Source organism: Paenarthrobacter sp. 4246 (assembly GCF_040546855.1).
GTDB lineage: Bacteria > Actinomycetota > Actinomycetes > Actinomycetales > Micrococcaceae > Arthrobacter.
The window spans coordinates 97,894-110,314 of record NZ_JBEPOP010000002.1 but is presented as its reverse complement, the minus strand read 5'-3'; the positions used below and the strand labels follow the sequence as shown (position 1 = coordinate 110,314).

The following is a 12,421-nucleotide window of genomic DNA, read 5'->3' as shown; positions in this document are numbered from 1 at the left end:
GGTGCTACTGATACCGGCGGCGGTATACGGGATCCAGCGTCTCCGGGGGCACGCCCAGCATTTCAGCTGTGTACTCCACCACGACGTCATGCACCAGGTCCTGCAGTTCCTCGCGGGTGGTGCAGCCTTGTTCCACTACCCTGCGGTAAACCGTGATCATGGGGGCTTCGCCGCGACTACCGGGCGTATACGAGCCCAGGGGAGCGGTGCTTCCCATGGCAACAAGCTGTTCCAGGTTGGGTGGGATCTCGTCGACGGCAAAAAGGACGCCGTCGAGCTGCTTGCCCCACATGTCCTGAAGCCGCTCTGCGGAGTCCAGCACCATGTCATCAAAGCGCTCTGCGCGGGTGCGGAAGCCGGGAAGGCTGGGGAGCATCAGCTCTCCGCGAAGTCCCCGCCCATGCCGGTTGCGCCGGCGCCGCCGGAAACCGCGCACACCCGAACCGGCGTGTTGCTCTGCCTGATCGCCATCGGCGTCAGTCCACCGGATGTTGAATCCGGGAACATGTGGCTGTGACTGCATATATCGACTTTAGTCCCGAGGAACCGCCAGCGCGACATCATGGCCTGCAGCGCGCCGGAGTTGCTGCTGAGCCATCGGGTTCAGGGAGCCACGGGCGGCCAATGCGCAACTCTGCCGCAAGTTGGCGCTAATCTGGGATGTTGTGGGTGCTATTCGTCAATGTTCAAGATCAGCCTGCCGCCAGTCGGCGGTGGCCACTTTGACGTACGTGTACGCCGAGTCGACCGCCGTCCTTGGTCCCTTGGCCACGTACGCCGAACCGCACGCCTATGATCTTTGCTCACAGCACGCAGAGAGCCTGACGGTCCCGCGTGGCTGGGAAGTCCTGCGCCTGGCGATGCCTGCCACGCCGCCTGAACCTGGGCCCGACGACCTCCTGGCTCTTGCCAATGCCGTCCGCGAGGCGGCTTCAGCGGCTCCCGAAACTCCTGCCCGGCACAGCCACGCGCAGATGGAGCCACCTGCAGCGATCGAGGGAACCCGACGCGGCCACCTGCGCGTCCTCCGCGAACCGTCCTGACCTGGGTCGCGCTGGAGTTCTCCTTCTGCTTCGGACGCAATTCTTCGCCCTGCTCTCAGCAGGCTGATCCTGCGCGGTAGTCTGGAATCTGCAGATAACATCCGCCACCTGCGCCATGACGGCGCCACCCAGGGAGCATCATTCATGCCAAAGGTCAGTCCTGAACTGTTGTCCATCCTGCGCTGCCCCGTGTCGGGTTCACCGCTGGTCCAGGAGGGCGAGGAGCTGGTCTCCACCGCTGGAGACTCCAACGGGGAAAAGCTCCGCTACGCAATCGAGGACGGCATCCCGCTGCTCTTGCCGCCGGAGCTCCTCGCCGCGGCCCATGCAGCCACCTCCGGCCAGCACGATTCCAAGGCTTAATGCACACTTCTTCACTCAATCCGCACGGTACCCCTAAGGACTTTCATGACTTTCGACTTTAAAGTGGCTGACATCACCCTTGCGGAGGCTGGCCGCCACCAGATTCGCCTTGCCGAGCACGAGATGCCGGGCCTGATGTCCCTCCGCGCCGAATTCGGTGCCTCGCAGCCGCTCAAGGGCGCCCGGATTGCCGGCTCCCTGCACATGACCGTCCAGACGGCGGTCCTCATCGAGACCCTCACGGCCCTGGGCGCTGAAGTCCGTTGGGCTTCCTGCAACATCTTCTCCACCCAGGACGAAGCCGCTGCCGCCGTCGTGGTCGGTAAGGGAACCCCGGAAGATCCGCAGGGTGTTCCGGTCTTCGCCTGGAAGGGCGAGACGCTGGAGGAATACTGGTGGACTGCGGAGCAGATCCTCACTTGGCCCGGCGCCGACACCAACCCGGAGTTGGGCCCCAACATGATTCTCGACGACGGCGGCGACGCCACGCTGCTGCTGCACAAGGGCGTGGATTTCGAGGCCGCCGGCGCCGTTCCCACCGCCACTGAGGAGGATCCGGAAGAATACGTCCTCATCCTGGACCTCCTCCGCAGGACCCTGGCAGCTGATCCGCAGAAGTGGACCCGTCTTGCGGCCCGCATCGAGGGTGTCACGGAAGAAACCACCACCGGTGTCCACCGCCTGTACCAGCTCGCCGAGCAGGGAAAGCTCCTGTTCCCGGCCATCAACGTCAATGACTCCGTCACCAAGAGCAAGTTCGACAACAAGTACGGCATCCGCCACTCCCTTCCCGACGGCATCAACCGTGCAACCGACGTCCTCATGGGTGGCAAAGTAGCTGTCGTCTGTGGCTACGGCGACGTCGGCAAGGGCGCTGCAGAGGCCCTGCGTGGCCAGGGTTCGCGCGTGATCGTCACTGAAATCGACCCCATTTGCGCCCTGCAGGCCGCCATGGACGGGTACCAGGTTGCCAGGCTGGAGACGGTTCTGGCCCAGGGTGACATCTTCATCACCACCACTGGCAACAAGGACGTCATCATGGCCGAGCACATGCTGGGCATGAAGAACAAGGCGATCGTTGGCAACATCGGCCACTTCGACAATGAGATCGACATCGCCGGCCTGGCCAAGATCCCGGGTGTCAGGAAAGTGGAGATCAAGCCCCAGGTCCACGAATGGGTGTTTGAAGAGGGTACGGATTCCGAGCGGTCCATCATCGTGCTGTCCGAGGGACGCCTCCTCAACCTGGGCAACGCCACGGGACACCCGTCCTTCGTGATGAGCAACTCCTTCGCCAACCAGACCATCGCGCAGATTGAACTCTGGACCAAGAAGGACCAGCCCGCCGGCGAACGCGAGTATGGGAAGCAGGTTTACGTGCTTCCGAAGATCCTGGACGAGAAAGTGGCGCGGCTCCACCTGGACGCCTTGGGTGTGGAGCTGACAGAACTCAGCAAGGACCAGGCCGATTACCTGGACCTGGACGTTGCCGGTCCGTACAAGCCGGAGCACTACCGCTACTAAAGCGGGCCAGCACTACCCAAATCGATGGTGAAAGGCCGGACACGCGAGCAGCGTGGCCGGCCTTTCGGCTAGAATTGGGTGTTCAGTATTGCTTGCCGGGGGACAGGAAGACGGAAACATGACGGAAGTCGCCAAACGCAAGAAGGGCAAGATCCTTGCCATCGCAGGGATCTGCGCCGCTATTGCCGTGGGCGGAATCGGCGTCGCTACCGTGCCCGGACTGTTGGCCGGCTCTCCGCAGGACAGCGGCGCTGCTGCGTCTCCCGCGCCCACGGTAGAAGCAAAGCCCGTGGAGTTGGGCATCACACCACTGGACGGTGCGGTCGAATGGAATCCCGTGGTTGGACCGCAGATCAAAGCAGTCAACGGCAAGGTCAAGGACGTTGTCCTGGCTCCTGCAGAAGGCGGCACACCTGTCCTAGGCAAGACCAGCCCGGATGGAAGCACCTGGACCACCTCGGAAGTACTGAAGTTCAAAACCCAGTACAGCTATTCCTTCACCGTGGTTGATACCGCCGGGAAGGAAACCAAGAAGTCCCAAACTTTCACCACCGTTTCCGCGGCGTATGAAGCCGATGCTTCCATCTACCCCCGCAACGGAACCACAGCCGGGTCGGGCCAGCCCATCGAGATCAACTTCAGCGAGCCCGTGGTGGACAAAGCAGCCATGGAGAAGCGAGTGGCCATCACGGTGTCCTCCGGCCAGCCCGTGGCGTGGCACTGGTATTCGGACACGAAGGTCCGGATCCGCCCCGAGGCTTTCTGGGCGTCAGGAACCACCGTCACCGTGGACATGAAGCTCCTGGGCGTCGACTTTGGCAACAAGATGATCGGCAACGCGGACGTGGTGTCCACGTTCACCACCGGTCCGCAGCGTGTAGCCGTAGTGGATGACAACACCAAGACCATGAACGTGTACTCGGACGGGCAGTTGGTGCACACTGCGCCCGTGTCGCTCGGCGGCGAAGACTGGTTGTCTCCAACCGGCTACGCCGTGATCATGGAGCAGGAACGCCACTCCAACTTCAACGCGGGGACCATTGGCCTGAAGCCGGGTGACAAAGGCTACTACCCGCCGCTGGTGGTGGAGTATGCCAACCGCCTGACATGGTCCGGCGTTTATGTCCATCAGGCTCTTGAAGCGGCCTGGAGCTCCATCGGGGTTGCCAACGTTTCGCACGGTTGCGTGGGACTGCTGCCTGCAGATGCTGCTTGGTTCTTCAACAACATGAAGACCGGCGATGTCGTGCAGATCCTCAACACCGGAGCCCCCGCAGTAGAGCCTCTGGAGGGCTTCGGCGACTGGAATATCCCTTGGGCGAGCTACGCCCAGCGTTAGCCCAGCGGTTACGATAATGGCAGTGATTATTTCCTGCGCTCTTTGACCCACATTTCCTGTGCTGACCATGTGTTGGCCCTTCACTTTGTGCTGCCTTCCTCGGTGATTCCGGGCGTCCCTGCGGGGAACCCGTCAACGGGTTCCCCGGCTCTTCCCACCGGACCCTCTGTCATCACCTGGAGCACGCATGACTTTTCAACCAACCCTTCGCCCGGACTGCGGCAACTGCTTTGCCCTCTGCTGTACAGCCCTGGGATTCGCCCGCTCGGCCGACTTTGCCATCGACAAACCAGCGGCGACGCCATGCCCGAACATGTCCGCCGACTTTTCCTGCGCCATCCATGAACGCCTCCGGCCGCGTGGATTCCGCGGCTGCACCGTTTTCGATTGCTTCGGTGCGGGCCAGGTGGTGTCCCAGCACACCTTTGGCGGTACCAGTTGGAGGGACCAACCCTCGTCCATGTCCTCGATGTTCGCCGTGTTCAAGGTGGTGAGGCAGCTCCACGAAATGCTCTGGTACCTGGCCGAAGCCGAACAACGGACCTTCGACCCCCACCTCGCTGATGCGGCCGGCCACCTGTCCGGGCGCATAGCAACCACCGCCCAAGGCGACGCAACAGCGATCCTGGCCATCGACGTCGAAACCCTGCATGGTGAAGTGCGGGCCCTTCTGATGGAGGTCAGCGAGGAGCTACGGGCCTCCTACGGAGCCCAGGACACACAGACGCCCGACGACGGCCCTCCCCGGGACGGTGATCACAGCGGCGCCGACCTGATGGGCGCGAACCTGGCGAACCGGCGCCTCTGCGGATCCAACTTCCGCAGTGCCTACTTGATAGGAGCAAACCTCAGGAACAGCGACCTCACTGCGGCAGACCTGTTGGGAGCCGATCTCCGGGGAGCCCACCTCCACGGCGCCGATCTCTCCAGTGCGCTCTACCTGACGCAACCGTAGATCACCGCCGCCGAAGGCGACCCCACCACCCTCCTGCCACAAAGACTCACAAAACCGGATCACTGGCGCTGAAGACAGCAACCGGGACAAGCCGGGGGCCGGCGTCCGGCAGTCTGCGTCCAAGCGAGGAACGAGCGAGCAGGCAGAGGACGGAGGCCCCCCGGCGCCAGCCGGTGGCAGGCACTAAACGTCGGTGAACGGCAGCTTTTGTAGTCGCTCACCTACGGTCGCGTTCCGCCTCTCCGCCTGGCGCAGTCGCACAAGTTCGCGGTTGCGCCGTTCCCCGAGGACGGCCCCGATGTAGTCCTCGGCGATGGTCCCGGAGGGCGGGAGAGGGGCCACGTATTTGGCCAGTTCGGAGCCGATGGACGCGGCCATGGCGACCCGGGATTCCGGGGACATGAGGTAGGCCTGTTGCACGAAGGTACCGGCCCTTCGTGCAGTGGCGTCCGGGACCCTGCCGATGTCCGCCATGGCGGCCCAGGCCTGGAGGTAGTGCGGTGCCACGGGCATGATGCGCGGTTTTGAGGGAACCCGCTGGCGGAGCGAGTAGGTGCCGGCCACGATGTCGCCGAGGCGCTTGGATTTGTCGTTGAACAGCGCCACGCCGATCGCGAGGCCGCCAAAGGTCAGATAGATCTCAAGGACGCCAAGCAGCCCCCTGATAACGGCGTGCCTGAAGCGGATGGAACCGCCGTCGTCGCGCACTATGCGAAGTCCTGTTGCGAGCTTTCCCAGGGATCGTCCGCGGGTGAGGGTTTCCACAGCGACGGGAACAATGACGATGGACAGCACAACGCTGCTGAGGATCAAGGCACGGATCGCGGCGTCGTCGAGGTCCTCTGATGCAACGCTGATGAGGATGATCAGCAGTATCGCGAGGACTACCTGCGAGATGATGTCGAGGATGAGTCCCAGCGCGCGGGCAGCAAAGGATGCCGGTCGCAGCTCGAGGACTACTGCCTCGCCTGTGATGATTGAACTCATGCCCAGCCCCCATGCCTCGCAAACGCTGCGGACGCTTGGCGTGCCCGCATCACCGAGTCTAGCGGCGGGACCCACCCCGTGCGTGGACTGAGGCGCTAGGGTGGTGCCGTGGACATCGACGCCTTCTCGGCCGTACATGGGGACAAATGGTCCAGGCTTCATTTTCTTGCGCATAAGCGCCGTCTCACGGGAGCCGAAGCCGATGAGTTGTTGCGGCTCTACCAGACGGTATCGGGGCATTTGTCCCTGATCCGCTCGGTGGCTCCGGAGACAGCGTTGTCCGCCACGCTGTCCGCAGGGCTGGCACAGGCCCGGACCCGGTTCACGGGGGCGCGCTCGAATTTCATGGAGGACCTGGCCCGGTTCTTCGTCATCGCCTTACCCGCGGCGTTCTACCGGATCCGCTGGTTGACCCTGTGGTGCGGACTGGCTTTCGTGGTGGTGGCAGGGGCGTACGCCCTGTGGATTGGAACGTCGGCGGAGGCGCTGAGGGCGGTGGGCAGTGATGCCAGGATCCAGCAGTATGTGGACGAAGACTTCATCGACTACTACTCGGAGAACCCGGCTGCCTCGTTTGCCGGCGCCGTGTGGACCAACAACGCTTGGATTTCTGCCCAGGCCGTGGCATTCGGAGTCACCGGATTTTGGGTGCCGTACATCCTGTTCATGAATGCCCAAGGCCTGGGTATCGCCGCGGGACTCTTCCTGGCGACGGGGAAGATGGATGTCTTCTTCAGCTACATCCTTCCGCATGGACTGATGGAATTGACGGCAGTGTTCATCGCCTGCGCAGCGGGCCTTAAAATCTTCTGGGCCATGGTGCGGCCGGGGCCTCGCACACGGCTGCAGGCTGTGGCTGACGAGGGGCGTTCCCTGATCACGATTGCGCTGGGGTTGGTGTTGGTCCTGCTCGTTTCCGGAATGGTGGAGGGATTCGTGACGCCCAGTCCGCTGCCCGTGTGGGCGAAGATCACCATCGGAGCCTTGGTTCTGGCCGGATATTGGGTCTACACGTTGGTGCTCGGTGGCAGGGCCGCCCGGACCGGTGTTACCGGGGACCTGGACGCGAACGACGCCGGATATCGCAGCATCGCTGCGTAGACCTTACAGTTACGTTTCGATCTGGGCGCACCCGGGGTGGCACAGCGTGTCGGCGTAAGGCCGGACGGTAGGCTCGAATGCAGACAAGAGAGCCGGCAGTACGCATTCGCCGGTGGATGCCTACGGAAGTGAAACCGCTGTGAGCGACAAGAGCCCAAAACCACAAGAACCGGACACGGACGTCCACGAGGACCCCAACGAACCGGCCTTCGACTGGATGAAGCCGAAGACCTCCGGTGGTGCCTCTGCAGTGGCTCCCGCCACGACGGCCACGCCCGCGCCCACGCCGGATAAAGCGGGGCCGGCAAATGCGACGACGCCTTCCACTACGGGGATTGCTCCCACTACCGCGACGCCGGCCGGCGGCCAGCCCGAAAGCCGCGCCCACCGGAAAGCTGCAGAAGCGGCCGACATCGAGCCGGAACCCCCGCTGTTCGCTGACACTCTTGCGGGCAATTCCGCTGAAAAGCAGGACCCGCACTATTCGGAACCTTTGCCGACGTCGGCCCTTCAGGTTCGACCCCCGGAAGATGAAGTGGCCCGCCGCAATGCAGAGCGTGAGCAAGCAGCCAAGGTAAAGCCGATTGGTCCCCGGATCTTCCAGGTGATGTTGGCCGTCTTCTACCCGGTGATCCTCCTAGTGCTGGCCGTCAGGGCGGTTACCAGCCCACTGTTCCTTTGGGTGGAATACAACCGTCCGGGCTTCCCGGGCGATGGTTACGGCTTCAACACCGACGACCGCATGACTTACGGCTCCTACGCTGTGGACTACCTCAGCAACTGGGCGGGCCCCCGATACTTGGGTGGCCTGGTCAACCAGGACGGAGCCCAGCTGTTCAAAGACAGCGAAGTTTCCCACATGGCCGACGTCAAGCTGGTCATCCTGTCGTCCTTCGGTGCAGGCTTGCTCCTCATCATCCTCAGCATCATCGCCATCATGTATCTGCGTAAGCGGAGCAACGGCGGGATCCGTCGCGGTCTCTTTGCCGGCTCGATCGTCACACTGGTCATTATCATCGGCCTCGCCGTCCTGGCAGCACTGAGCTGGCAGCAGTTCTTTACCGAGTTCCACCGGATCTTCTTCGCCAATGGAACCTGGACGTTCTCGCTGGAGGACACCCTCATCCGGCTCTTCCCGGGACAGTTCTGGGTAGACGCGGGCATCGTCATCGGCGCCCTGGTGTTCCTCGTAGCTACGGTGACGTTCATCTTCACGTGGCCCACCAAGAGGCGCCGGGGTCTTGCGGACAAGCAGGACGCTGCGGAGGAGACTGCCAGCGACCCGGAGGACGCGCCCATACGGGCCGATATCTCGTAGGCGTGAGCAGAGTGTGCCGAAGGCTATGAATGCCAGCCCCAGAATTCGTGGAACCATGCTGGCATTGGCGCGGGAATGGTAAAGCGCCTGTGGCGGCCGTGCTGAACTTGCTTCCATGAGGTCCCCCTGAACGTGTGGATCGTGAGGGCAACGCTACGGCCGGAACAAGGACCCTCAGATGAGGGAACAGTGAATTCGGTGGCGATTCTGGCGATACTAGGTGGTGAGAAGCGTGAACCAGGTGGTGATTCGAGCCAGCCTAGGTGGAGCTGCTACTTCTCGTAAAGTTTTTCCACAACAGCCGGGAAGTCGTTGACCACAGCGGCCCGCTTCAGTTTTAGGGAAGGCGTCAGGTGCCCCGACTCGACACTGAGCTCGGCCGTGATGAACGCGAATTTCCGGATGGACTCGGCCGCGGAGACCAGTTTGTTGGCCTCATCCACGGCCGACTGGACGGCCGCCCTTACGCGGGCATCAGACGCGGCTTCCTCAGAGGTCATGGCACCTACCTTGTTCTCGGCGCACCAGTCGGCAAGTCCCTCGGGGTCCAGGCTCACTAGTGCCGCCACGAACGGCCGGCCATCGCCCACCACCACTGCCTGCCCCACCAAGGGGTGTTCGCGCAGTTTCTCCTCCAAAGGTGCGGGGGCCACGTTCTTGCCACCAGCGGTGACCAGGAGGTCCTTCTTCCTGCCGGTGATGGTGAGGAAGCCGTCGGCGTCGAGTTCGCCGAGGTCGCCGGTACGGAAGAAGCCATCAACAAACGCAGCTTCGGTGGCCGCTTCATTGGCGTGGTAGCCCTTGAAAACACCGATGCCCTTGACCAGAACCTCGCCGTCCTGGGCCACCCGGATGGTGGTGCCGGGGAGGGGGATTCCGACGGTACCAATCCGGGTCATGCTGGGAGTGTTGACCGTGCAAGGCGCTGTGGTCTCCGTCAGCCCGTAGCCCTCCAGGACAGGAACGCCGGCGCCATGGAAGAAATGGTTGTCCCGGAGGCTCAGGGGACTGGCCCCGGAGACCGTGTAGCCCACATGCCCGCCGAAAACCTCGCGAACCTTGGGATAGAGAAGCTTGTTGAACGCGGCGTGCTTCATGCCCAAAAGCCACCCCGGACCGGGGCCCTGCCCGCGCGCGGCGAGGTCAACCGCCGTCGAATATTCCACAGCGGTGGCCGACGCTGCGGAGAAGAGCGCCGACTTTCCACCCATGGCGGCTTTGTGGCCGGCACCGGCGTAGACCTTTTCAAAAATGCGCGGCACGGCAAGCAGGAAGGTGGGCTTGAAAGTACTGAGGTCTGCCATCAGCCCATTGGCACCCGCGCTGTGACCGAGCGTGATGCCCGCGGTGAGGCACACCACCTGGACTGCCCTGGCGAGGACGTGAGCCAACGGCAGGAACATCAGCGTCCGCGCGCCCTGCTGCATCAGCAGCTCGGGAAGGAACGGGATGACGTTCCGTGCCACCAGGACAAAGTTGCCGTGGGTGATTTCGCAGCCTTTCGGCTGGCCGGTGGTTCCGGAGGTGTAGACGATCGAGGCGATGTCGGCGAGATTCGCTGCGCTGCGCTGACGCTCCAGCTCGGCGTCCATGATGCCGACCCCGACGGCGGAGACGCTGGTCAGGTTGGGGGCGTCGCCGTCGTGCTCCATCCGCATGATCGCCACGGGATCGTCCCCGAGTGCCGTGGACCGGTTCACCAGGGCGTGGACGAGATCTGCTTTGGCTGTGTCCTCCACGAAGATGCGACGGGCGCCTGAATCGGCCAGGATCCACTCGATCTGGCTCGGGGACGACGTCTCGTAAATGGGCACCGTCACGCCGCCGGCCATCCAGATAGCGAAGTCCACCAACGTCCACTCGAAGCTGGATCGGGAGAGGACCGCTACGGGGTCGCCGGGGTTGAGGCCTCCAGCGATCAGTCCTTTGGCGAGGGCAGTGACATCGGCAAGGAACCTGGCCGCGGATACATTCAGCCAACCGTTCGCCGTTTTGTGGGCGTACAGGATGCCGAACGGATCCTTGGCACAGCGTTCCAGGAGGAGGTCCGTCACATTGGTGTCAGGGTGGGCCTCGACCAGAAGCTCCGTGCTGGCTTCCCTCACTGTTTGCCTCCTAGATCCACGATGGCATCCACATTCTCATCCGCCACTCCTGGTAGCTGATGACCTCTGCGGTCAGGACCGGATAGAAGAACGCCGTTGCCAGGACCGCCAGTACCAGGACCAGGCCCACCACATAGAGCCCGGACCGTCGCCGCCAGGGAGGATCACTGCTTCGGCCGAGCATCAATCCCAAGACGTAGGTCAGGCCAAGCACCAGGAACGGTTCGAAGGACACAGCGTAGAAGATGAACATGGTGCGTTCCGGATACATAAACCACGGAAGGTAGCCGGCGGCCACTCCGGCGAGGATGGCACCTGCGCGCCAATCCCGCCTGCCGGCCCACCAGAACAACAGGATGACCAAGGCGATGGTTCCGCCCCACCACACCACCGGATTACCCACCGGCAGGATGGCCGAGGAACAGGTCTCAACCACGCAGCCCGGAGTGCCCTGCTTGGGTGTTTGGTAGTAGAACGAGGTAGGCCGGCCCATGAGGAGCCAGGTCCACGGACTGGACTCATAGGGGTGGTCTGAGCTGAGGCCTTGATGGAATTTGTATGCCTCAAGGTGGTAGTGCGCCAGGGACCGCACGGAATTGGGCAGCCAATCCCAACCCGCTGCGGGGTTCGTGGCGGCCCATTGGCGGTAGTAGGCGTCCTTGGACAGGAACCAACCCGTCCATGTCACCGTATAGGTCAAAGCGGTCACCGGAATGATGGTGACGAAGGCCAAGAGGCCGTCCTTGAGGATGCCGGCGCTGAACCAGCTGCGGATGCCGGCAACACGCCGGGCGTTCAGGTCCCACAGGACCGTCATCAGGCCGAAAGCGGCCACGAAGAACAACGCTGACCACTTGGTTCCCACAGCCAAACCAAGGCAGATGCCGGCGACCAGGCGCCACCAGCGCATTCCGAGCCAAGGGCCGGCAACCAGTTGCGTGGGGGATGGCCGGCCACCCGGCGAAGCAGCCGCCTGCGCGGCGAGGCGGGAAGCCAGGCGACGGCGGCCGTCGTCGCGGTCCAACAGGAGAGCGCCGAAGGCGGCGAGGATCCAGAACGCCAGGAAGACGTCCAGCAAAGCCGTCCGGGAGAGCACCAGGTGGTGTCCGTCAATGGCGAGCAGGAGCCCGGCAACGGCACCTAGTGTGTGCGAACGGAAGAGTTTCAGTGCGATGAGGGAGACAAGGAAAACGGTCAGGGTCCCCGTCAGTGCTGCACCGAAACGCCAACCGAACGGATTGTCACCGCCGAACAGCCACATGCCAAAGGTGATCATCCACTTGCCTACCGGCGGGTGGACAACATACTCCGGGGTGTTGAGCAGTACGTTCGGGTTGCCCGCATTGAAGGAGTCGTTGGCGTTGGCGGGCCAGCTGCGCTCATAGCCGCTCAGCAAATAGGAATATGCGTCCTTGACGTAGTACGTCTCATCGAACACCAGGCTGTGCGGGGCATCCAGCCGGAAGAACCGGAGAATGCCGCCCAGCACCGCTGTGATGGTGGGGATCAGCCAGAACCATAGACGCAGCGACGCGGGGTAGTCACGCCAACTCTGGATCCCGCCGATCAGGCGCTCCCTGAGGGCCTGTGCTGTGTAAGCCTCGGTTGGCCGGGCGATCCACCGGTGGCCTTCCAGACCGCGGCCGGGAAGGGGCATTGCCGCGGTCTCGTCCAATGCCGCGGTCC

10 protein-coding genes and 1 pseudogene are annotated in these 12,421 nt (G+C 63.2%); 7 read left to right on the top strand and 4 right to left on the bottom strand.

The features are described from left to right. Positions 1-4: 4 nt before the first annotated feature. Complete coding sequence (locus ABIE35_RS03230) at positions 5-523, bottom strand: metallopeptidase family protein (RefSeq protein ID WP_354512428.1); 519 nt, start codon at positions 521-523, stop codon at positions 5-7. Positions 524-665: 142 nt separating this feature from the next. Between ABIE35_RS03230 and ABIE35_RS03225 the strand changes: the two genes are divergently transcribed. The 5 genes and pseudogenes from ABIE35_RS03225 (at position 666) to ABIE35_RS03205 (ending at position 5,296) form a co-directional block, all read left to right on the top strand. After that, positions 666-1,043 (top strand): DUF3499 domain-containing protein, encoded by a 378-nt coding sequence (locus ABIE35_RS03225; RefSeq protein WP_354512427.1) that lies wholly within the window; start codon positions 666-668, stop codon positions 1,041-1,043. Positions 1,044-1,187: 144 nt separating this feature from the next. Beyond that, complete coding sequence (locus ABIE35_RS03220) at positions 1,188-1,406, top strand: Trm112 family protein (RefSeq protein WP_354512426.1); 219 nt, start codon at positions 1,188-1,190, stop codon at positions 1,404-1,406. Between the two features lie 45 nt (positions 1,407-1,451). Then, positions 1,452-2,930, top strand: a complete 1,479-nt coding sequence (gene ahcY / locus ABIE35_RS03215; protein ID WP_354512425.1) for an adenosylhomocysteinase — start codon at positions 1,452-1,454, stop codon at positions 2,928-2,930. Between the two features lie 118 nt (positions 2,931-3,048). Continuing rightward, positions 3,049-4,269 (top strand): L,D-transpeptidase, encoded by a 1,221-nt coding sequence (locus tag ABIE35_RS03210; protein ID WP_354512424.1) that lies wholly within the window; start codon positions 3,049-3,051, stop codon positions 4,267-4,269. Between the two features lie 187 nt (positions 4,270-4,456). After that, positions 4,457-5,296: pseudogene (locus tag ABIE35_RS03205) on the top strand (pentapeptide repeat-containing protein). A 111-nt stretch (positions 5,297-5,407) separates the two neighbouring features. Here the strand turns inward: ABIE35_RS03205 and ABIE35_RS03200 are convergent. After that, on the bottom strand, positions 5,408-6,211 hold the full coding sequence (locus ABIE35_RS03200) for an RDD family protein (protein ID WP_354512423.1): 804 nt from the start codon (positions 6,209-6,211) through the stop codon (positions 5,408-5,410). Positions 6,212-6,319: 108 nt separating this feature from the next. On the opposite strand from ABIE35_RS03200, the gene ABIE35_RS03195 reads away from it, so the two are divergent. Both ABIE35_RS03195 and ABIE35_RS03190 read left to right on the top strand, forming a co-directional pair. Next, on the top strand, positions 6,320-7,312 hold the full coding sequence (locus ABIE35_RS03195) for a stage II sporulation protein M (protein WP_337339544.1): 993 nt from the start codon (positions 6,320-6,322) through the stop codon (positions 7,310-7,312). Positions 7,313-7,451: 139 nt separating this feature from the next. Next, on the top strand, positions 7,452-8,630 hold the full coding sequence (locus ABIE35_RS03190; protein WP_354512422.1) for a TIGR01906 family membrane protein: 1,179 nt from the start codon (positions 7,452-7,454) through the stop codon (positions 8,628-8,630). A 272-nt stretch (positions 8,631-8,902) separates the two neighbouring features. Here the strand turns inward: ABIE35_RS03190 and ABIE35_RS03185 are convergent, their stop codons facing one another. Together ABIE35_RS03185 and ABIE35_RS03180 are read right to left on the bottom strand one after the other, a co-directional pair. After that, complete coding sequence (locus ABIE35_RS03185) at positions 8,903-10,735, bottom strand: AMP-dependent synthetase/ligase (protein WP_354512421.1); 1,833 nt, start codon at positions 10,733-10,735, stop codon at positions 8,903-8,905. A gap of 10 nt (positions 10,736-10,745) precedes the next feature. Further along, entirely contained in the window at positions 10,746-12,392 is a 1,647-nt protein-coding gene (locus tag ABIE35_RS03180) for a dolichyl-phosphate-mannose--protein mannosyltransferase (RefSeq protein ID WP_502921360.1), read from the bottom strand. Positions 12,393-12,421 lie beyond the last annotated feature (29 nt).